Origin of the sequence: Vibrio cionasavignyae (assembly GCF_050337155.1) — a bacterium.
Lineage (GTDB): Bacteria > Pseudomonadota > Gammaproteobacteria > Enterobacterales > Vibrionaceae > Vibrio > Vibrio nomapromontoriensis.
This window is the reverse complement of record NZ_JAKJSR010000011.1, coordinates 213,427-237,280: the sequence shown is the minus strand read 5'-3', so window position 1 is coordinate 237,280 and position 23,854 is coordinate 213,427. Positions and strand designations below refer to the sequence as shown.

The 23,854-nt window shown below is 45.7% G+C and carries 10 protein-coding genes; 6 read left to right on the top strand and 4 right to left on the bottom strand.

The genetic code is table 11. The features are described from left to right. Positions 1-134: 134 nt before the first annotated feature. Both L4D74_RS06810 and L4D74_RS06805 read left to right on the top strand, forming a co-directional pair. Positions 135-1,187: a TRAP transporter substrate-binding protein gene (locus tag L4D74_RS06810; protein ID WP_428751372.1), complete on the top strand. Its 1,053-nt coding sequence runs from the start codon at positions 135-137 to the stop codon at positions 1,185-1,187. 115 nt (positions 1,188-1,302) lie between these two features. Next, positions 1,303-1,800, top strand: a complete 498-nt coding sequence (locus tag L4D74_RS06805; RefSeq protein ID WP_428751371.1) for a YgjV family protein — start codon at positions 1,303-1,305, stop codon at positions 1,798-1,800. 693 nt (positions 1,801-2,493) lie between these two features. Here L4D74_RS06805 and dnaK read toward each other — a convergent pair. Together dnaK and L4D74_RS06795 are read right to left on the bottom strand one after the other, a co-directional pair. Beyond that, the gene (dnaK, locus tag L4D74_RS06800; protein WP_428751370.1) at positions 2,494-4,383 is read right to left on the bottom strand and encodes a molecular chaperone DnaK; all 1,890 of its coding nucleotides are present in this window, start codon (positions 4,381-4,383) and stop codon (positions 2,494-2,496) included. A gap of 157 nt (positions 4,384-4,540) precedes the next feature. Next, positions 4,541-4,960, bottom strand: coding sequence for an Hsp20 family protein (locus tag L4D74_RS06795; RefSeq protein ID WP_428751369.1), 420 nt, complete (start codon positions 4,958-4,960; stop codon positions 4,541-4,543). A gap of 502 nt (positions 4,961-5,462) precedes the next feature. On the opposite strand from L4D74_RS06795, the gene L4D74_RS06790 reads away from it, so the two are divergent. Next, entirely contained in the window at positions 5,463-5,864 is a 402-nt protein-coding gene (locus tag L4D74_RS06790; protein ID WP_265674058.1) for a thioesterase family protein, read from the top strand. 67 nt (positions 5,865-5,931) lie between these two features. On the opposite strand, the gene L4D74_RS06785 is transcribed toward L4D74_RS06790, so the two are convergent. Both L4D74_RS06785 and L4D74_RS06780 read right to left on the bottom strand, forming a co-directional pair. Then, positions 5,932-6,201, bottom strand: coding sequence for a hypothetical protein (locus L4D74_RS06785; protein ID WP_428751368.1), 270 nt, complete (start codon positions 6,199-6,201; stop codon positions 5,932-5,934). Positions 6,202-6,588: 387 nt separating this feature from the next. Beyond that, a complete protein-coding gene (locus tag L4D74_RS06780) occupies positions 6,589-7,431 on the bottom strand; it encodes a 4'-phosphopantetheinyl transferase family protein (RefSeq protein WP_428751367.1) in 843 nt (280 codons plus the stop codon). A gap of 686 nt (positions 7,432-8,117) precedes the next feature. Here L4D74_RS06780 and L4D74_RS06775 point away from each other — a divergent pair. The 3 genes from L4D74_RS06775 to L4D74_RS06765 are packed head-to-tail and all read left to right on the top strand — an operon-like array spanning position 8,118 to position 23,844. Beyond that, on the top strand, positions 8,118-15,854 hold the full coding sequence (locus L4D74_RS06775) for a phosphopantetheine-binding protein (RefSeq protein WP_428751366.1): 7,737 nt from the start codon (positions 8,118-8,120) through the stop codon (positions 15,852-15,854). Further along, complete coding sequence (locus L4D74_RS06770) at positions 15,854-17,941, top strand: PfaB family protein (RefSeq protein ID WP_428751365.1); 2,088 nt, start codon at positions 15,854-15,856, stop codon at positions 17,939-17,941. The genes L4D74_RS06775 and L4D74_RS06770 overlap by 1 nt, the downstream gene beginning before the upstream one ends. Next, positions 17,938-23,844, top strand: coding sequence for a hotdog fold thioesterase (locus tag L4D74_RS06765; protein ID WP_428751364.1), 5,907 nt, complete (start codon positions 17,938-17,940; stop codon positions 23,842-23,844). The genes L4D74_RS06770 and L4D74_RS06765 overlap by 4 nt, the downstream gene beginning before the upstream one ends. Positions 23,845-23,854: the final 10 nt, after the last annotated feature.

Here is a 23,854-nt window from a genome sequence, read left to right as displayed (position 1 = left end):
CCGCTAAATTAGTGAAAGTTATGAAAGTTATGAAAGTTATGAACGCAGAGGCCCTAAAAATGTCGTATTCGCGTTTATAAAAAATGAATTAGATACACCCCTACATAAAAACCAGTTCATAAAATGGAGTCATTATGAAAACACTAACTAAAACGCTCGTCGCTGCTGCTCTTGCTGCAAGTTTTGTTACCGCCCCTTTTGCTATGGCAGAGAAAGTCCTTCGTATTGGTCATGATAATAAAGCGGACATTATGGAAAATCCGGCTCATGCTTTTACTGGCGTATTCAAAAATATCGTAGAGACGGCAACAAACGGTGAGATAAAGGTGCAGGTTTTCCCAAGTAACCAGCTTGGTAACGCCAAAGAACATATTCAAATGGTTCGTGATGGGCAGCTACAAGGTACGCTGTCACCAGTCGGCCCCTTAGCGGGATATTACCCAAGAATAGGGGTGTTGGATGTACCTTTTGCGTTTGATAACAACGCTTCCACCTATCAAGTTCTTGACGGTCCGTTTGGACAAACCCTAGCGCGTGATATTGAAGCTGAAATGAAAGATGTGAAGATCCTAGGCTTCCCTGATACAGGCGGTTTCTTTTCTGTGACTAACTCAAAGCGCCCAATTGAAACGCTGGAAGACTTTAAAGGGTTACGCATTCGTACAATGACTCTACCGACGCACCAAAAAATCATTCAGTCACTGGGGGCGGAAGCGTACCCATTATCATGGGGAGAGGTATATTCATCGTTGCAGACAGGTGTTATCGATGGTCAGATGAACCCTGTACCAACGGTCTCATTCGCTAAGTTTAACGAAGTACAACAATACTTGACGTTAACGAATCACCTTTTTGCCCCATATACCTTCATGGTGAATAAAGACTTCTATGATGGTCTAACTGCGGACGAACAAAAAATTGTTGCAGATGCTGTAGAGATTGCATTAAGTGCAAACCGTGGTCTATCGCGTTTGATCGAAGCATCTGATGATCGCGGCTTAGCTGGCCTTAAGAAAAAAATGAAGATTAATTCTTTAACGAATGAGCAGCGTGAAGCGATGCGCCAAGCAACTCAACCAGGTGTGAAGAAGTATGTGCGCGAAACACACGGTGAGAAAGGATCTGAACTACTCGATCTATTCCTGAGTGAAGTCGATAAAGCGAACAACTCAACTTACCTACAGTAATAGAAGTCATTAGTTCGCAGTAAAGTTTGGTGAGCCTGAATTATCTACTAATAGGCTTACATAATTAACACCTTATGCCTCAACGACTGTTGAGGCTTATTTTTTGGGTAGGAAAATGGAACTTGCGCAGTGGATTGGGTTTTGTAGTTTTGGTCTAGGGTTGTTATCTTTCTGGCAGAAAGACGATCGGCGACTAAAGTTATGCATGCTTGGTTTCTATAGTGTCCATGCACTGCACTTTGTCTTGCTTGGTAGTATGACGTCAGCGTTTGCATCAGGGCTGTCATTAATGCGTACACTTTTGGCGATCAGATACTCTGGAAAATATTTGTGCTGGGTGACGATCATCATTCTCGCGGCGTGTGGTAGCGTGTTAGCGACGAGTTGGATCCAGGTTTTTTCTATTATAGGCACTTCAATTGGGACCTATGCAGTGTTTCAGCTCACTGGTATAAAACTGAGATTAGCGCTGAGTGTTGGTGCGTCTTGTTGGCTAGTAAATAATATCTTGATGGGATCTATGGGTGGGGTAATGTTGGAATCTTGTTTGATCGTACTTAATTTGGTCACCGCTTACCGCATTCAACAGTCGGCACGCTCATTAGCTACGTAAAAGATAATGTTTATGTAAAAGACTGGTTTATGTAAAAGATAGTGTTCACGTAAATGATAACGTTAAGTGTGGCTTTGAGAGCAGTTCGAACATGATTTGGTATGCTTCATCACTTCTTTAAATTTTGAATCATTAAAGGTCGAAATTGTATTTTGTTGTTTAGCGCGATCTATATCGGATACGTCGCGTTCTTTGCTCGTTAAGTTGAATACAGCATAGGCAGTAAGTGCTACAGATATAATCAGTAATATTTTAATCGTCTTTGCCATTGAGCTCGATCGCTGTAGAGGTGATAAAAAAGGCTAGTGGACTTGTCCACTAGCACCCTAAGTAGGGTTCGGGATACATAGTATTTTGCGATACATAGTATTTTACGAAAAATAGTATAAGGTTGTTTTGTGTTCACCAATTACCTAACTGAGCAACAGTACACACAAAACAAGAACATAATTGCTTTGTGTTTTATTGTGAATGATAGCGTTAGTAGAAATGGGGAGAAAATGGAGTACGGGAAGGAATGTCAGCAAGGTGCTTCAATCTCATTTCTCGCGGTTAATCACTTTGCATAGTGCGTCACTTTAGAGAGCAAGCCGCTTAGCGACGAAAATTAAAAAAGGCGTATGAGTTACCTCATACGCCCAAACGGTAGGGGATTAGTGCTAACCCCGATCGATTTAATGCAGTACTAAATCGTTACTTTACTTCTTCAAACTCGGCTTCGACGACATCGTCATCTGCTTTCGTCTTTGATTCAGAACCCGTGTCATTTGATTTAGGTTGAGTCATTTCCATCAGCTTTTGAGCCGCCGTAATTAACGCTTGAGTCTTCGTATCGATCTCGTATTTATTGTCCCCTTTACGAGCGGTTTCTAGCTCGGAGATGACAACCTCAATGTGACCTTTTTCGTCAGCGGGAAGGGAGTCACCCGATTCTTCTAGCTGTTTACGAGTACTGTGGACCAATTGGTCTGCTTGGTTACGAGCCGCAACCAATTCTTCGAACTTTTTGTCCGCTTCCTTGTTTGCTTCCGCTTCTTGTACCATTTTTTCTATGTCTTCGTTACTTAGACCACCTGATGCTTGGATGGTGATTTTCTGTTCTTTGCCAGTCGATTTGTCTTTCGCCGATACATTCAATATACCGTTCGCATCGATATCAAAAGTCACTTCGATTTGTGGCATTCCACGTGGTGCCGCTTGAATGCCTTCTAGGTTAAATTGCCCTAGCGATTTGTTGTACATTGCTTGTTTACGTTCACCTTGAACCACATGGATTGTAACCGCATTTTGATTGTCTTCTGCGGTAGAAAACACTTGGTTTGCCTTGGTTGGGATCGTCGTGTTTTTCTCAACAAGCTTGGTCATTACGCCACCCATGGTTTCGATACCAAGAGAAAGTGGTGTCACATCCAATAGCAGTACATCTTTCACATCTCCAGCAAGAACGCCACCTTGAACCGCTGCGCCCATTGCCACCGCTTCATCGGGATTGACGTCTTTGCGTGGTGCTTTACCAAAGAACTCTGTTACTTTAGCTTGCACCATCGGCATACGTGTTTGACCACCGACTAAAATAATATCGTTGACGTCACTGACCGTTAGGTCGGCGTCTGATAGCGCAGTTTTAAGTGGTTCTATAGAGCGCACGATTAAATCTTCTACAAGCGATTCTAGTTTCGCACGCGTCACTTTCACATTCATGTGTTTAGGGCCTGTCGCATCAGCCGTAACGTAAGGCAGGTTAACGTCGGTTTGAGAAGTGGAAGACAGTTCAATCTTCGCCTTTTCTGCGGCCTCTTTTACACGTTGCATCGCGAGTGGATCGTTCTTTAGATTAATACCTTGGTCTTTTTTGAATTCGTCAACGAGGTAATTGATCAGACGATTGTCGAAGTCCTCGCCACCAAGGTGGGTATCCCCGTTGGTCGCTAATACTTCAAATGTTTTTTCTCCTTCTACTTCGTCAATTTCAATAATCGAAATATCAAAAGTACCACCACCAAGGTCGTAAACTGCGATTGTGCGGTTACCGCCTTTCTGGTCTAGCCCGTAAGCGAGTGCAGCTGCAGTTGGCTCGTTAATAATTCGTTTAACGTCTAAGCCTGCGATACGACCTGCGTCTTTTGTTGCTTGACGTTGTGCATCATTAAAGTAGGCAGGAACGGTAATCACTGCGCCAGTTACGGCTTCACCTAGATAGTCTTCCGCCGTTTTTTTCATTTTCTTTAGGATCTCAGCCGACACTTGAGGTGCAGCCATTGGCTGTCCTTTCGCTTCTACCCATGCATCGCCATTGTCTGCCTTAACAATTTTATAAGGCATGATTTCAATGTCACGCTGAACCTCTTCGTCTTCGAAGCGGCGGCCTATCAGGCGCTTAATCGCGAATAGCGTATTTTCTGGGTTAGTGACGGCTTGGCGTTTTGCTGGTTGACCGACAAGTGTTTCACCATCGGTATAAGCAATGACGGATGCTGTCGTGCGTTCGCCTTCGGCGTTTTCAATGATACGTGGTTTGTTGCCGTCTAATACAGCAACGCATGAATTGGTTGTACCTAAGTCGATACCAATAATTTTACCCATAATGATGTTCCTCTAAACGATAAGGATTAATTAATCTAATGCTTATCGTTGAATTTTTGATGTAATAACCCCTGTGCAGTCACTGTTATAATGATGACTGCACATAGCTAAACGAAATCTATAATTGATGGTGCCTGCTCTTTGAGCTGAGGCGTTGTTACTTGCTGATTGAAATTTGGCGTGGCTGCATGGCCTCAGGGACTTCTCGTACCAAATCAATATGCAGTAGACCATTCTTTAGGTTCGCGGTTTCAACCGTGACATAGTCGGCAAGTTGGAACTTTCGCTCGAAGTTTCTTTCGGCGATACCTTGATAGATATAGGTCGGCTTCGTGTCATTTGATTTGACTTCACCAGTCACAAGTAACATGTTTTCGTTTTGTGTGAGGGTAAGTTCATCTTCAGAAAAGCCCGCAACCGCCATCGTGATGCGATAGTGGTTCTCGTCTTTCTGTTCGATGTTATAAGGAGGATAACCATTTTGAGATGGTTTTTTTGCACTGTTCTCTACAAGATCAAACAAGCGATCAAAACCAATGGCATGGCGGTATAGGGGAGAAAAATCTATGTTACGCATAATACTATCCTTTATTAAAGCAATAGTTCTCTTAGCACCGAGCTAAGAGAAAGAACTCATACTCCGAAGCGTTAACTCGCTAATGTGGACGTAGGGTTCTGCTGTTAAAAATGCGCAAGAAACAGTCTGATTGAAAGAGCGCTTCTTACGATTACAACGACCAATTGTTCCCTATATAAGGCGAACTTGGTCATTAATGAACTCCATATGGCAGTTAGTGTAATCAATATATGCTTCCGAATTGCCACTGTCAATACCTGCATTAGTAAAAATAATGATTTATTTGTATGGCAGGTGAGGTGTTCCTTAGATTGTGTAGTCAGTGCAGGTATGTGGTCTATTGAGGTCTGACCAAGGCCACAATGCCTGATGCAGGATTGAAGTGATTGAGATAGTTAAGGTACAGTGCCGCATAGCCTTATGTTGGTGACTTTCATGGTTTACACGGCCCGTGGCATGAAATCTTCCAAGTTATCCGTTCTAAAAAAGAGACCCCTCGATCATGAGCAAGATCTATCATCACCCCGTTCAAATTTATTACGAAGACACTGATCATTCGGGAGTGGTTTATCACCCCAACTTTTTAAAATACTTTGAGCGAGCCCGTGAACATGTGCTTGGCAGCGATAAATTAGCCCAGTTATGGAATGACCATGGGCTAGGCTTTGCCGTCTATAAAGCGAACATGACATTTCAAGATGGTGTTGAATTTGCTGAAATTTGCGATATTCGTACCTCATTCGAATTGGATGGGAAATACAAAACGCTATGGCGTCAGGAAGTGTGGCGTGAAGGGGCGACTAAACCTGCAGTAATTGGCGACATTGAAATGGTGTGCTTGGATAAAGATAAGCGCTTGCAACCGGTTCCTGAAGAGGTGCTTACGGCGATGTTAGCTGGCTAGCTTGCTTAAACTGTGAGAAAAACACCTGATCCATGGTGTTTTCCTCCTTGGTTCACGTTATCACTTATTATAACGCAGACTCTCCCCGTTTGTGGTGCGTTTCCTTATGAGCTTTGAGAAAGTGGGCTAGGGGGGAGCTGGTTGCGATTGTTTGTCTGATATTTTTATGTTGGCAGTTTTCGCTACTCTGAGGGACCGCTTTAGGATTGGTGAAAATTCGATGAGTTTGGCCAAAGCTATTGATTTCTTTCATGGATAACCATTCGTGGTGGCTAAATGCGGCAATGACCGTACCGTTGAGGTAAAAATTGAGGAAACCATTGGGATAGATTTTCATTTCATCTCCTCTAATTTGGTTAATGATAAATTCCTTTCCCTTTTTCTGCGTCGACTTTATTTTCCAATGCATGATATTTACCCTAATACAATCTCGCTATAGTTCGCTAGCAGGCTGTTTAATTTCAAAATGAGTGGCTCTATGAGCGACTCAGGCATGCTAACGGTCATTAATTTCTGGTGCAAGATTGAGGTTGTAGGTAAAAATTAAACAGCCGTTAAGTGACTCTAAACATTCACATACTTCGACGTTTATTTACTGAGGACGAGCGTAATCACCCTAACCCACAGGGCATGATAATCGGAATATAAACCCATACTGACAGCGACCTAGCGCTGTGTGCCACGTAAGCCTGAAATCGCTACTCGATTTTCAAGGTAATAAAGCTTATGCCAGCAAATTAAGCTGAGAAAACGTATGCAATTTCAACTCAATGGGCTTAATGCTACCTCCTAGCGTGATAGCAAAACGATAATCTGAATCTAGATGCCCCAAAACGCTTTGCCAGCGTATACGGTTATTTTTGGTCGGTGTAACAGCAATGCAGGTTGGGATGTTGTTAGTGAAGTGAATGTTAATGTCTTGCAATATGTCGATCTCATTTGCAGACATTGTTGCGTGAACGGAAGGGAACTCAAGTGTGTTTGCTACGCAAGAAGAGAAATCAAAAGCAAACTCTTTAAGCGAGGTGGCTAAACCTTCCCCAGTCGCTTTTATATACGACTCTTTTAATGCCCACAGGTCAAAGAAGCGACCTCGTTGCTTCTCTTGAGGTAATGCATTGAGGTCATTGATTTCTGGTGCGGCGAAGTAATGGCTAATAATGGCGTGAATATCCGTGCTATCTCTCGAATGTTCAATATCCGCACCTAGCATTAATGATTCATCGTCGGATTTGAGGATTGCGATGAGCAAGTAATCTTTGCTATGGCTGAGGTTAAAATTAAGGCCCGTTTGTTCGCGTTGTAAGGTGCTTAGGCGAGGCTTGCCTTTTTCGCCATATTCGAATGCCCAATCCTGAGGTTGAATAGGTGAATAGCGAGATAAAATTGCTCGCAAGATACAGCGTACATAGAGTGCAGTAAGCTGTGCTTGCGGCTGACGATAACGAGAGACCTTACTTAATTCATCATCACTTAGCCAAGATTTTAGTTCGTTAAGTCGATTTGTTTTCTGGTTGAGATCGACGAGTGGGCAAACCCATAAATCAACTTGCTGAACTGCCTTCAATGCCATACTCCTAGCGATTCAAAAATAGTGTTAGATCATACCTTTTCTACCTTGCTGAATCCATTGTAAAACAAGCCTGAAACAGGTCGAAATTATGTCTTGCTCGCCGATTTGTCTGCAGATGATATTTGCCTATTGCTAGTTCATTCCCCTTGATGTATCGACGTTTGATCTGCAAAACTGCTAAAAATGATAACTAGATCGCATTTTGTCACAAAGTAGAGTAAAAGCACTAAGTAATTACTCTAAACCCTTACTAATCAAGTTGTTATTGGCTTGGATTGTTAGTTTTTGCTTAGTGTGTGGGATTTTAACTGGTCTGAAGAGATGATAGTGGCCAGTATGAGCATTGTATCGAATTGCCCTGTCCGGTAGCCTGCTCATCCATTAGACAAAATAACTCGTTTTCTTGGCGAAGTTAGCTGTGTTTTTCGTCATCATTTGAACAGGATTTTAATGGACACCACCCTACGAATTGAGCGCTTATATCGCGCATGAAGCATCACTTCTACCAATGCAAGTTATTGCACTTTGCAAATCAAATCTCTATCTGGTTGCTAGAATTCAGCAACCTAACTTTTCGGCTGTGCTTTTCCAAATCTGTCTCAGATTTTTCTTTCATATACCCAAAAGCCCAGCCCCAAAACCAGACATCACCCTCTGTGATTTCCAGTGGAGACTCATAAATGAGCCAACCAGAAACAACGACACCCGAATCCGTAGACGATACTCGTCTGAATAAACGTCTTAAAGATATGCCTATCGCGATAGTTGGTATGGCAAGCATGTTTGCTAACTCGCGTTACCTGAATAAATTTTGGGATCTGATCAGCGAGAAAATCGATGCGATTACCGAGGTGCCGGACACGCACTGGCGTCCAGAGGATTACTACGATTCAGATAGAACGACACCTGATAAGTCTTACTGTAAGCGCGGTGGTTTTATTCCAGAGGTAGACTTCAACCCAATGGAGTTTGGTCTTCCGCCAAACATTTTAGAATTGACTGACACGTCTCAGCTGCTTTCACTGATTGTCGCGAAGGAAGTGTTGGAGGACGCAAAACTACCAGATGGCTACGACCGTGACAAAATCGGTATCACATTAGGTGTGGGCGGTGGTCAGAAGATCGCACAGAGCCTTAATGCTCGTTTGCAATATCCAGTCCTAAAGAAAGTCTTCAAGAGCAGTGGTATAAGCGACGAAGACAGTGAAATGATGATTAAGAAATTCCAAGACCAGTATATTCACTGGGAAGAGAATTCATTTCCGGGCTCTTTAGGTAACGTGATCTCTGGTCGTATTGCTAACCGTTTTGATTTAGGTGGCATCAACTGTGTGGTTGATGCGGCGTGCGCAGGCTCGCTTGCTGCAATGCGTATGGCATTGAGCGAATTGGTTGAAGGCCGCAGTGAAATGATGATCACTGGTGGTGTTTGTACCGATAACTCACCTACGATGTACATGAGTTTCTCTAAAACACCAGCATTTACTACTAATGAAACCATTCAACCTTTTGATATTGACTCGAAAGGGATGATGATTGGTGAAGGTATTGGCATGGTTGCGCTAAAGCGTCTTGAAGATGCGGAACGTGACGGTGATAGAATCTACTCAGTGATCAAAGGGGTAGGTTCCTCTTCTGATGGTAAATTTAAGAGTATTTATGCGCCGCGCCCAGAAGGCCAAGCTAAAGCACTAAAACGTGCATACGATGACGCTGGTTTTGCCCCTCATACGTTGGGTTTGTTAGAAGCGCATGGCACTGGAACCGCTGCGGGTGACGTGGCTGAATTTGGTGGCTTAAACTCGGTATTTAGTGAAGACAACGAGCAAAAACAACACATCGCGCTTGGCTCGGTGAAATCGCAAATCGGTCATACCAAATCAACAGCGGGTACAGCAGGCTTAATTAAAGCTGCGCTGGCACTGCATCATAAAGTACTGCCACCAACGATCAATGTTTCTGCTCCGAATCCAAAGCTAGATATTGAAAATTCACCGTTTTATCTCAATACACAAACGCGTCCATGGATGCAGCGTGTTGATGGTACGCCACGTCGTGCGGGTATTAGCTCGTTTGGCTTTGGCGGCACAAACTTCCACGTGGTACTTGAGGAGTACACGCAAGAACATGCCCGTGGTGATAAATACCGTCAGCGCCAAGTACCGCAAAGTCTATTGTTTAGCGCGGAATCAAAAACGGCGCTAGTCGCGACGTTAAAGCAGCTTTCTACTAATCTTGCCGATAATTCTGTTGATCTGACTGAATTAGCGCAGCAACACGGATTGCGTGAGCTTAATGCTTCCCATGCACGTTTAGGTTTAGTGGCGACCGATGTTGCCGATCTACAAGCTCAATTGACTCAAGCCATTTCTATGATCGAGAGTCAAGCTAAAGCGACTTGGCAGCTTCCAAATGGTACCAGTTACCGTGAATCTGCATTAGTCGCAGAGAAGGGCGCAAACAAGGTTGCCGCATTGTTTGCAGGTCAAGGTTCGCAGTATTTAAATATGGGTCGCGAGCTTGCCTGTCATTATCCAGAGATGCGTCAGCAGCTTGCAAAAGCGGATCAGGTCTTTGGGCATCATAAAAAGACGGCACTGTCGCAAGTGCTTTTCCCAATCCCAACCTTTACCGCTGATGCAACTAAAGCACAAGAAGCGCAATTGACGAATACGGCTAACGCACAAAGTGCGATTGGTACCGTGTCTATGGGTCAGTTTGATATTTTGACACAAGCTGGATTCCAAGCCGATATGGTGGCTGGACATAGCTTTGGAGAGTTAAGCGCCTTGTGTGCATCTGGCGTAATCTCACAAGACGATTACTACCAGTTGGCATTTGCACGTGGTGATGCGATGGCAGCTACGCCAGCAGAAGGTGATAGCGGCACGATGTACGCCGTTATTTTGGATGCGGATAAGCTGTCTGTTGTTGAAAGCTGTATTAGTGCGTTTGAAGGTGTCAGCATCGCAAATTATAACGCGCCAACGCAACTGGTTATTGCCGGTCCAACAACCGCAGCACAACAAGCCGCGCAAGCACTAACTGAGCAGGGTTTCAAAGCCATTGCGTTGCCTGTTTCTGGTGCGTTCCACACGCCGTTAGTAGCCCATGCTCAAAAACCATTTGCTTCCGCTATCGACAAAGTGACGTTTAGTTCACCTGCCGTACCACTTTACTCGAATGCAACGGGTAAGTTGCACAGCAAAGACAGCAAAGCGATTAAGAAAGCGTTTAAACAACATATGTTGCAGTCAGTACGATTCAGTGAGCAACTTGAAGCAATGTACGAGGCGGGTGCTCGTGTGTTTGTTGAGTTTGGTCCAAAGAACATTTTGCAAAAACTGGTAGAGAAGACCCTCGCTGATAAGAGTGAAGAGCTGTGCACGATCAGTCTTAACCCAAGCCCTAAAGGCGATAGCGATCAGCAGCTACGTTTAGCGGCGATGCAGCTGTGTGTTGCAGGTGTCACGCTAGACAGCATTGACCCGTATCAAGCTGAGATTGCTGCGCCAGCCGCGACCTCTCCTATGAATATTAAGTTGAACGCAACCAACTACATCAGTGCAGCGACACGCAAAAAGATGGATGCATCTTTGGCTACGGGCACCGTGACAGAGAAAACTGAGATTGTAGAAGTCAAAGTTGAAGTTGAAAAAATTGTGGAAAAAGAAGTGATTAAAACTGAAATTGTAGAAGTGCCGGTAGAAGTTCCAGTTGCCGCAGCAGGGCAGTCGATAGCGCCGACCAATACGTCAGTCGCGTTAACTCAAGACGCATCAACTCAAGACACTCAGGTTAGCCCAACAGTAACCGCTGCGATTTCCGTTGACGAGTCATCATTACAAGCATTTTTTAATGCACAACAACAAGCCGCTGAAGTGCATCAGCAGTTCTTGGCTATTCCTCAACAATACGGTGATACCTTTAACACCTTAATGTCTGAGCAAGCAAAAATGGCAACGGCGGGTGTGGCAATTCCAGAGAGCTTACAACGCTCTATGGATATGTTCCATCAACATCAAACTGAAACCCTTAAAGCCCATGCTAACTACCTTGCGCAACAAGCGGCGAGCAATACCTCTGCGCTTAACATGGTGACGTCGCAAGGTGTTTCTCATACTCAACGTTCAGTTGCTCAACCACAAACGCCAGTGGCTGCACAGGTTAACCCTGTCGCTCCAACGCCAGCAGCGGCTCAAGAACGTCAAGTTAAGCCTTCGGTTGCACCAGTGCCAGCGACTCCAGCGTCTGCGAACACAGCATTACAGGCAGCGAAATCTGCACCAAAAGCGCCGGTTTTGGTACCTAGTCCTGCAGTACAGAGCGTATCGGCACCCGTAGCGGTAGAGTCTGCGAACGCTGAGAAAGTGATGCTAGAAGTAGTAGCAGAAAAGACAGGTTATCCAACAGAGATGCTGGACCTAGATATGGACATGGAGGCAGATCTTGGTATCGACTCAATCAAACGTGTTGAAATCTTAGGGACGGTTCAAGACGAAATGCCGAATCTTCCAGAGCTCAATCCAGAAGATTTAGCAGAGTGTCGCACGCTAGGTGAGATTGTTGTTTACATGAACAGCAAGATGCCAGCGGCTTCTGAATCGTCAGTGACTGTTACGGCAGCGTCGGCAGCCGTAGTAAGCACCACAGCTGCGACTAGCGGTCTTGATGCTGCAGCGGTTCAAAAAACTATGTTAGAAGTGGTCGCAGAGAAAACGGGCTACCCAACAGAAATGCTTGATCTAGAAATGGATATGGAAGCGGATCTTGGTATTGACTCGATTAAGCGTGTTGAAATTCTTGGTACAGTGCAAGATGAGCTGCCAACATTACCAGAGCTTAATCCAGAAGATCTTGCGGAGTGTCGTACACTGGGCGAAATTGTTGACTATATGAACAGCAAGCTTCCTGCAATAACGAATCAAGTGGTCACTGCCGGGACTGATCCAGTAGCGGGTGGCTTAGACGCAAATGTTGTCCAAAGCACCATGTTAGACGTTGTGGCAGAGAAGACGGGTTATCCAACCGAGATGCTAGACCTTGCGATGGACATGGAAGCCGACCTAGGTATTGATTCAATCAAGCGTGTCGAAATCCTAGGTACAGTACAAGATGAACTGCCAACGTTGCCAGAACTCAACCCTGAAGATCTAGCGGAATGCCGCACATTGGGTGAAATCGTTGATTACATGAACAGTAAGCTCAGCGTTGTTGTTGCTCAACCTGTTGTAGCTTCTGCTGCGCCAGCAGCTGCTAGCGGCCTTAATGCAGCGCAAGTTCAGTCAACAATGCTAAATGTCGTGGCAGAGAAAACAGGCTATCCGACAGAAATGCTGGATCTCGCCATGGACATGGAAGCGGATCTTGGCATTGATTCCATCAAGCGTGTTGAAATCTTAGGTACGGTACAAGATGAGTTACCGACACTGCCTGAGTTGAACCCTGAAGATCTTGCAGAGTGTCGCACATTAGGCGAAATCGTTGATTACATGAATAGCAAACTGACCACAGACACGGTTCAAGCCGTGGAATCTGCGCCAGTTGCCGCTGAAAATGGATTAAACGCTGAGCATGTTCAAGCAACAATGCTTGAAGTCGTCGCCGACAAAACGGGTTATCCGGCAGAAATGCTTGATTTAGCCATGGATATGGAAGCTGACTTAGGTATCGACTCGATTAAACGCGTTGAGATCTTAGGAACCGTTCAAGATCAACTACCAAATCTACCTGAGTTAAACCCAGAAGATTTAGCAGAGTGTCGTACATTAGGTGAAATTGTCACTTACATGCAAAGCAAACTTGCGACTACAGCTAATGTAGCAGCGGTTGCCCAAACGGGAGCTGTCGAAGCGAAGATTGTTGAAACACCAGTAACTGAACTTCCTCCTCACAGCGAGGTGGCGCTAAAAAAGCTACCAGCGGCCGATAAACTGGTCGATTGCTTCTCAAAAGATACCTGTGTTGTTATTACCGACGATGGTCATAACGCGGGTGTGTTAGCGGAAAAACTGACGGCGAATGGTATTGAGGTTGCGGTTGTACGCTGCCCACAGTCTGCAGCATCACCTTTAAATTCAGAAGTGGCGAGCTATACACTGGCCAGCGTTGATGATTCAGGTGTGAGCGCAGTGATCGGTGATATCGAAGCGGATCTGAAACAAACAAATAAAGTCATTGCGGGCTTTGTTCATTTACAAGCGACTGCCAGCGAAAGTGAGGCATCGGCTATTAATCTTAGCGTTGATGCTAAGGCATCTTTGACTGTGGCATTTTTGTTCGCTAAACACCTTAAAACACAATTGAACGCAGCAACGGGTCGTAGCGTGTTCTTTACATTAAGTCGTATTGATGGTGGTTTTGGATATTTAGACAACGAACAATTAAAAGGCGCTGAGTTAAACCAAGCGGCATTATCGGGTTTAACGAAAACGTTGAGTCATGAATGGCCTAGCGTGTTTTGTCGTGCACTGGATGCTTCAGCATCGCTAGACGCTCGTCATCTCGGTGATGCTATTACTGCAGAGTTGTTTGATATCGAGACGAATACGGTAGAAATTGGTCTGAGTGAAGCAACAAAAAATGAGTCGGGACGTGCAACATTAATCGCGACGACGCCAGGCTCTGCACTGACTAAAAACACCGCAGCCCAGTTAACCAAAAGCGACAAAGTACTGGTAACTGGTGGTGCAAAAGGTGTGACATTTGAATGTGCACTAACACTAGCGAAGCAGTGTCAATCACACTTTATTCTTGCTGGTCGTAGCAAGCACATCACGTCTGATGAGCTTCCACAGTGGGCAAAAGGTAAGCAACCGAACGAACTAAAACCTGCAGCGATTGCTCATTTACAAGCATCTGGTGATAAGCCAACACCAAAGAAAGTGGATGCGTTGTTAAAGCCAGTGCTAAGCAGCCTAGAAATTAACGCCTCGCTTGCTGCGTTTAGCCAAGTCGGTGCGAGCGCAGAGTATTTAAGCCTTGATGTATCTAACCGCGAATCGGTTGGCAAGACTTTAGCCGCTCATAGCGATATTACAGGCCTTATTCACGGTGCAGGTGTTCTTGCTGATAAACACATTCAAGATAAAACGCTTGATGAATTGAACATGGTTTACGGTACAAAGGTTGGTGGACTTGAAGCGGTATTAGCTGGTCTTGATAGCAGTAAGCTTAAGTTGATTGCGATGTTCTCTTCTGCGGCTGGTTTCTATGGCAATACGGGCCAAAGTGACTATGCAATGTCGAATGAAATCTTAAACAAAGCGGCACTACAGTTGTCTGCACGTCACCCAGAAGCGAAAGTGATGAGCTTTAACTGGGGACCGTGGGATGGCGGTATGGTCAACGCTGCTTTGAAGAAAATGTTTACAGAGCGCGGTGTGTACGTGATTCCTCTTCAAGCGGGAGCCGAGCTATTTAGTTCTCAACTGCTGGGCGAAACGGGTATCCAATTGCTTGTGGGCACGAGCATGCAAGGTTCTGACAATAAGGAAGCTGCTGTAAAAAAGCTTAGTGCGGAGTCTGTGCATCTTGCAAAGAGTCCGCTAAACACAACGATCACTGTGACACGTAGCCTTGACCCAAAAGCATTGCCTTTTATTCAAGACCACTGCATTGCCGGTAACCCTGTGTTACCGACAGTGTGTGCCATTCAATGGATGCGTGAAACAGCGCAGCAACAGTTAGGCGTGAGCGTTAGCGTTCATAACTATAAATTGTTGAAAGGTGTGATTTTTGACACTGATGAAGTTCAGGAGTTAACGGTGACGTTGTCACCTTTAACTAAGTCTTCAGGACGAATGAAAGCAATGATTCATTGCCAAGGTCGCCCTCAGTATCAAGCGGAATTACAAATTGCTGAAGTACAAGCTTTATCGGATATTCCGAGCGCTGTAGTGAAGCAGTTTAAGGCGTCTGACTCGGGAAGTGTTGCGACGAAGCGAACGCTGTATAGCGATGGAACCTTGTTCCATGGACCGAGATTGCAAGGTATCACGACGATAGAGCGTTTTGATGACATAAGTTTGCTGGCTCAGTGTCAGTTACCGGCGATTGCTGATAGCGACTGCGGTGTATTTGTGGCGAAAAATGGTTTTGCAGATAGCCAACCATTTGCGGAAGATTACTTGTTGCAAGCTATGTTGGTTTGGGCTCGTATGAAATATGGTGCGGCAAGCCTGCCATCAACGATTGGTGAGTTTGTTTGTTATCAACCGTTGCAGGCTGGTGACAAAGGCTGGATAGAGTTAGAAGTGATTAAAAGCACGGCTCGCTCATTGCAAGCCAATGTCTCGCTGTATCATCAAGACGGCCGTTTGAGCGCGACAATGATGGGCGCTAAGGTGACCATCAGTAAGAGTTTGAATGATGCATTCTTAGTGAAATCAACAGTAGAAAAGGAGCTGACGTCATAGTGAGCTTATCTTCTCAACAAGCGATGCCATTGCGCATCGCTCTTTTAGCTCAGTCGGCAAACGCCACTGAGCTTTCTGTCGACTTATTATCACTACTGCCAGCGGTTCAAAAAATCGTTATAGGGTCAGACTTTCACCACGCACTCCAAACTGCCATTGAGGCAGTGGCTAATGGAGAGTGCGTGGAATTGATTTCTGACGCTAACGAAGGTTACCGAGTAGAGCGCTTGTTGATGCTGAGTGCGTTAACGGCCGCGAAGAATAAAATTCACCCAGATGCCTATTTTTCGGGTTATAGCACAAACCTTGAGCAAGCCTTGCTGCAAGCTAAGCGCAGTGTATCTGACGTGAGCTTTGAACGGTCGTTTGACGCGCTATCATCAGCCCAGCAATTTTCAGAGCTGACTAAAACCGTTGAGGCTATTTCAGAGCGAACTTTGTCTGGCCATTACTGGTTTACACAACCGCATCGCGCGCGCGTCGCTTTATTAACTTTCAGCACGCGACCAGGCTGCAATCAAACCCCTACCAGTCTGACTACCAATAGCTTAGTACTCACTCAGGCAACAGGGCTGGCACAGGCTAAATCATTACTGTCAGAAGAGAGGGTCATGTTTGTTCTTTCAGGACAAACAGAAGCGAGCCTTGAGGCTAGTTTAACTCAATTGGCTGGTGACATTCGCGCCGCAGACAATAGTAATCCAATTGGTTTGCTTGAGCTTATGCGCACCAATCTGATGAATTTTCAGCAAAAGACAGGTAGTGACAATGATGTTACTCAGGCGACTGTCGTCATTCAAGCGACGAGCGCTGATGGCGCACTGAAAGAAATTTCGGCTATGTCGAAGTCGTTAGTGTCGGTATTTGCTGATGGCGGTCATTATAAGACCCCATCGGGTAGCTGCTTCTCTGCGGCTCCTGAAAGTGAAGATGGCGTAACGTTTGTCTATCCGGGCGTCGGTACTGTCTATCCGGGGATGCTAGCGGATTTCCATCGCTACTTTCCAGCGCTTTTTGCTCGATTAGAGCGAGAAGGAAATTTGGAAGAAATGCTGCAAGCGCGTAAGACGTACGCCGACGAAGCGCAACACATGTCGTTGAGTGAGCTCGCCATTGCAGGTGTGGGCAGCAGTTACCTGCTGACACAACTATTGTGTGATGAGTTTGAAGTGACGCCAGATTTCGCCTTAGGCTATTCCAAGGGGGAGGCCTCGATGTGGGCAAGTCTTGGAGTGTGGCGTAATCCACACGCACTTATCGAGATGACGCAGACGAGCCCGATTTTCACTACAGCAATATCAGGTAAGCTCACTGCCGTTCGGCAAGATTGGCAACTAGATAGCGATGAAGACATTCAATGGAATAGCTTTGTGGTTCGCAGCGATGCTCCAGCTATCGAGGCATTGTTACCTGAGTATCCTCGTGCGTATCTTGCGATTATACAAGGGGACACCTGTGTTCTTGCTGGGTGTGAAGCAAGTTGTCGTGCATTGCTCAAAAAACTGGGTAAGCGCGGCATTGCAGCAAACCGAGTGACGGCGATGCATACGACACCGGCCTTGAGTCAACACGATCAAGTTCGTGAATTTTATACGCAACCCTTGTTTGACAACTTGCCAGAGCACATCCGTTTTATTAGTGCTGCTGGACTTCCTGCTCACGGGCAAGATTCAGCAACGCCGGACAATCATCCTATTCGGATTGATAGTGCCAGTATTGCCAAGTCTATCGCGGATACGTTCTGTTCAACGCTTGATTTTACTTCGTTAATTCGTAGCGCTCGTAAGCAAGGCGCTCGTTTATTTATTGAAGTGGGCGCAGACCGTCAAACGAGCACACTGATTGATAAGATTAACCGCAGTGACGATGTCTCGAGTGACTATTGTACGATTGCGGCGAATGCGAAAGGTGGCGACGATGTCGTCACGCTACTTAAATGCATCGGTCAGCTTATTACCCATCAAATTCCTCTTTCTGTAACACCGCTTTTAACGGGCTTAGAGCGTGAGATAAATCATGTGTCTGTTAAGTGTGGTTTATCGCCAGCAGAAATAGTAGCGAATCATCACCAAGGAGAGCCAGTGTGAGTTCTCAACATAACAACAAAATCGCCATTGTAGGTATTGCCAATCAATATCCATCGGCTGATACGCCACAAGATTTTTGGCAAAACTTATTAGATAAAAAAGATGCACGTTCAACATTAAGCGCTGAAAAGCTGGGAGCGAATCCAAAGGATTATCAGGGTTCTCAAGGACAGTCTGATCGCTTCTACTGTGACAAGGGCGGCTATATCGAAAACTTCACGTTTGACGGTCATGGTTACCGTGTAGCGCAGGAGTATTTCAACGGCGTCGACCAGAGCTTTTTGTGGGCACTTGATACTAGCCGAAAGGCGCTAATCGATGCCGGGGTTGACTTGAGTGCGGAGGTGCTTGAGCGTACTGGCGTCATTATGGGCGCGCTATCATTCCCAACGACACGTTCAAACGACCTATTTTTGCCCATCTACCATTCCGTGGTAGAAAAAGCGTTAAAGAGTAAGTTAAGTAATGAGCAGTTTTCTCTGTTGCCTACCAATGAACAGGCGGGTGATCTTCACCCAATCAACGGGGCAGCCGCGCACAATGCATCCAAACTCGTCGCTGACGCTCTAGGGCTTGGAAACGTACAGCTAAGTCTTGATGCTGCTTGTGCAAGTTCCGTCTATTCATTGAAGCTGGCCTGTGACTATCTCAATACCGGTAAGGCTGACATGATGCTGGCGGGTGCGGTTTCTGGTGCTGATCCGTTCTTTATCAACATGGGTTTCTCCATTTTCCATGCTTATCCCGATCACGGTGTGTCTGTTCCTTTTGATAGCAATAGTAAAGGCTTATTTGCTGGTGAAGGCGCCGGGGTATTAGTACTCAAACGTTTAGCGGATGCGCAGCGTGATGGTGACAATATTTATGCCGTCGTGAGCGGCATTGGTTTATCTAATGATGGACGCGGCCAGTTTGTTTTGAGTCCTAACAGCAAAGGCCAAATCCAAGCGTTTGAGCGTGCATACCAAGCCTCAGAGCTAACGCCAGATAGCATTGAAGTGATTGAGTGTCACGCCACCGGCACACCACTGGGTGACAAAGTCGAATTGACTTCGATGGAGCGCTTCTTTGCTGACAAGCTTAATGGGACTAACGTGCCATTAATTGGTTCGGCTAAATCGAACCTAGGACATTTGCTTACCGCAGCGGGAATGCCGGGGATCATGAAAATGATCTTTGCCATGAAAGAGGGCGTGCTGCCGCCGAGTATTAACCTTGAAAATCCACTGTCGTCACCGCAAGGGCTGTTTGGTTCCCAGACATTGCCTAGACAGGTTCAGCCGTGGCCGGTTAAAACGGGTAATACTGAACGCTGTGCTGGCGTATCGGTATTTGGGTTTGGTGGCTGTAACGCGCACTTATTGTTGGAAGCCTATTCTGCTTCTAATGTCGCGACGTTGGCAAATACTGAGCGAGCACCGAGCACTTCGAAACTAAACATAACGGGGTTAGCGTCTCATTTTGGTTCCTTGCAAAGTATTAATGCGTTTGATCATGCCATTAAGACGGATAGTAACGCCTTTATTGAGCTGCCTAACAAGCGCTGGAAGGGACTTGATAAGCACCCTGAATTACTGAGCCAATTTGGCCTTAATGCTGTGCCTCATGGCGCGTATATTGATCAGTTTGAGTTGGATTTTCTGCGTTTTAAGATCCCACCAAATGAAGATGACCGTTTGATTTCTCAGCAGTTACTGTTGATGAAAGTCGCTGACGAAGCGATTCGGGATGCAAAATTAGTGTCGGGGCAGAAAGTCGCGGTATTGGTGGCGATGGAAACAGAACTTGAAATGCATCAGTTCCGTGGCCGCGTAAACTTGCACAGTCAGTTAGCCGATAGTTTTGCCAACATGGGCATCGAGCTCACGACAGATGAATATCAAGCGCTCGAAAAAATTGCTATGGACAGTGTGATGGATGCAGCAAAGCTGAATCAATACACCAGTTTTATTGGCAATATCATGGCGTCTCGTATTTCTTCGCTGTGGGACTTTAACGGTCCAGCCTTCACTATCTCAGCGGCCGAACAGTCTGTGGCTCGTTGTATCGACGTAGCGCAAAATCTGATGTCGCAAGAGTCAATCGATGCAGTGGTTATCGCCGCGGTCGATCTCAGTGGCAGTGCGGAACATGTCATTTTGCAAAACAGTGTCACACCGGTTGCGATTAACGCTCAAGATTCAGGTTGGAATGTGGGTGAAGGAGCGGGGGCGATGGTTCTTGTTGATGAGAGTCATGCCAACGCTAGCCAAGTTCCGGCGACCAGCTATGGTCAAGTCACTGCGCTTGCTTTTGGCTCTAGTAGAAGCAGTCAAGCCGTTACGGATGTATTGCTAACACAAACGGCGACCACTCCAGGCCAGATAGATGTGCTTGAACTTAACCAGGCACCAGCCAGTTTCGGTGAGACTAACCATGATTCAATTTTACCAACAGTGAATGCCAAACGTACTCAAGCGAGTCAAGTGGTGGGGCATTGTGCCTCTGCTTCTGGAATGGCGAGCGTGTTAAATGGCTTATTGAATCTTGAGAGCGTGCCAAATGGTGCGAGTAAACATGCGCTTGTCGCCAGTATTAGTGAAGGACAATGTTCTCAACTGCTGATTCGTCAGTCGAGTACAGAGTCTCAAGCGTTGGCGGTTCGGTTACAAACTGAATTAGCGACGGATGCCAAGCGTCAATTGATTAGGTCAGTGAGCTTAGGCGGCCGCGATATCTTCCAGCATATTACTGAGTCTCCGCTTAGCCAATTAGCTACGATTCAACAAAAATCAGCCGGAAAGCAGCCCGAGCGACGCGCTGCTGTACCAACAGTGGCACAAATGACACAGATACCAGCAATGCCTGCAGTATCGCCAGCAATGGAACCTGTGTCTAAGAAATTAGCGAATGCGCCACTTCATGTGTCAGCGTCTTCCACTATGTCTGCTTCTGCTCCTTCAACTTCGACTGTCGCAGCCCAGCCTGCGGCAAGTCAAAATCTGTTAATAGGTAATCACAGTACGATGACTGATGTTTTATCCAAGAAAAATGGCGCACTAACCGCGCAAAATACACCGGTAGCGACCGCTTCACATACTGCATTTCAACAAAATCAGCAGTTGACGCAAAAGGTTCACCAAGAATTCTTGAACACACGAGCGCAAGGTATGCAAATTGCAGATGCCTTACTTAAAGCGCAACTGAATGATATTACCAAAGGACTAGAGGCTGGTTCGGTAAGCGGAATTCGTCAGATGAGCACGGCACCAAACGTCGTAGAAGCTGAATCAGCACAATCAGCCGTTCAGGCGGCACCCGTTAATGTTTATGCGGCGCCACCAAGACCAGAACGCAAGCCATGTATTTGGGATTACGACGATCTTGTTGAATACGCAGAAGGGGATATAGCTAAGGTATTCGGCCCAGATTACGCCATTATCGATAGTTATAAGCGCCGTGTAAGGCTACCAACGACCGATTATCTATTGGTGTCACGTGTGACCAAGCTTGATGCAACGATGTTGGAATACAAGCCAAGCACTATGACAACCGAGTATGATATTCCAGTCGATGCACCTTATCTTGTAGACGGTCAAATCCCATGGGCTGTTGCGGTTGAATCTGGCCAGTGTGATTTGATGCTAATCAGTTACTTAGGCATTGATTTTGAGAACAAAGGCGAGCGTGTTTACCGTCTTCTTGATTGTACGTTAACCTTCCTCGGTGACTTACCACGTGGTGGTGATACGCTACGCTACGATATTTCGATTAATAATTATGCTCGAAATGGCGATACGCTGTTGTTCTTCTTCTCGTACGAGTGTTTTATCGGCGACAAGATGATTCTAAAAATGGACAACGGTTGTGCTGGTTTCTTTACTGATGAAGAACTGGCTGACGGCAAAGGCGTGATTCATACCGAAAGTGAAATCAAAGCTCGTCAACTGGCGACTAAGCAGCGTTTTGAGCCACTCTTACATTGCCCGAAATCACAGTTTGATCATACGGCACTTCGTCATCTTCTAACGGCGAATATTGCTGAATGTTTTGGTGCAACACACCAGTCTAATCGTCATCAACCCTCTCTGTGTTTTAGTTCAGAGAAATTCATGATGATAGAACAAGTCAGTCGAGTTGAACCACAAGGCGGTACATGGGGCTTAGGGCTTATTGAAGGTCACAAGCAACTAGAGAAAGAGCACTGGTATTTCCCTTGTCACTTTAAAGATGACAACGTGATGGCTGGTTCATTGATGGCAGAAGGCTGTGGTCAATTATTGCAGTTTTACATGATGCATCTTGGCATGCATACGCTTGTTGAAAATGGTCGTTTCCAGCCGCTAGCGAACGCGCCGCAGCAAGTGCGTTGCCGTGGTCAAGTATTACCACAGTCGGCACAGCTAACGTACCGCATGGAAGTGACGGAAATTGGTGTAAGCCCACGTCCGTATGCCAAAGCGAATATTGATATTTTGCTTAACGGTAAAGTGATTGTTGATTTCCAAAATCTTGGCGTGATGATTAAGGAAGAAGCAGAATGTACGCTTTATCCTGAGCTGGCGAGTCAATTGAATACGACTCAACTAACCACGACGACAGAAACGTTCGCTAGTCCAGTACAGACAGGGTCTAAGCCTAAGACTCAAGCGTCTGTAAACGCACCTTTGATGGCGCAAATTCCAGACTTAGCGACGGCACCGAATAAAGGCGTGATTCCGTTGCAACACGTAGAGGCACCCGTTACACCTGACTACCCAAATCGAACACCAGATACGGTTCCGTTCACGCCGTATCATATGTTTGAATTTGCGACTGGTGACATTGAGAAATGTTTCGGACCAGACTTCGCTATCTACCGTGGCATGATCCCACCACGTACCCCATGTGGCGATCTGCAGTTAACGACACGCGTTGTTGAAATTAATGGCAAACGTGGCGATTTTAAAAAGCCATCATCGTGTATTGCAGAGTACGAAGTTCCAGAAAATGCCTGGTATTTTGACGAGAATAGTCATCAGACATTAATGCCATATTCAGTGCTTATGGAAATTTCCCTACAACCAAATGGTTTCATTTCAGGTTATATGGGTACCACGCTTGGCTTCCCAGGCGAAGAACTGTTTTTCCGTAACTTAGATGGCAGCGGCAAGATGCTGCGCAATGTCGATTTACGCGGTAAAACCATCACAAATGATTCACGCTTGCTTTCAACTGTGATGATGGGCACGAATATTGTGCAAAGCTTTAGTTTTGAGTTAAGTACGGATGGCGTGCCTTTCTATGAAGGAACTGCGGTCTTTGGTTACTTCAAAGGCGCAGCGCTTAAAGACCAGCTTGGTCTGGATAACGGTAAAGTGACGCAACCATGGCATATTGATAATAACCGCACACCAGATGTCACCATTGACCTATTAGATAAGTCGAGCCGTTACTTTAATGCGCCAGTATTGGCGAGTGGTGCAACACAACCTCATTACCAGTTAGCTGGTGGACGCTTAAACTTCATCGACAAGGTACAGATTACCAGTGATGGTGGTAAGTCAGGGCTAGGTTACTTGTATGCCGAGCGCACCATTGATCCGAGTGATTGGTTCTTCCAATTCCACTTCCATCAAGATCCAGTAATGCCGGGCTCGTTGGGTGTAGAAGCCATCATTGAATTGATGCAAACCTATGCACTTAACAAAGACCTTGGCGCGGGTTTCCGTTCACCGAAATTTGGTCAGATTCAATCTGAAGTGAAGTGGAAATACCGTGGTCAAATCAACCCGTTGAACAAACAAATGTCGCTTGATGTGCACATTACCGCTATTAAAGATGAAGATGGTAAAAAAATCATTGTTGGTGATGCCAACTTGAGCAAAGACGGTCTTCGTATCTATGAAGTAAAAGACATCGCAATTTGCATTGAAGAAGCTTAAGTGAGAAAGG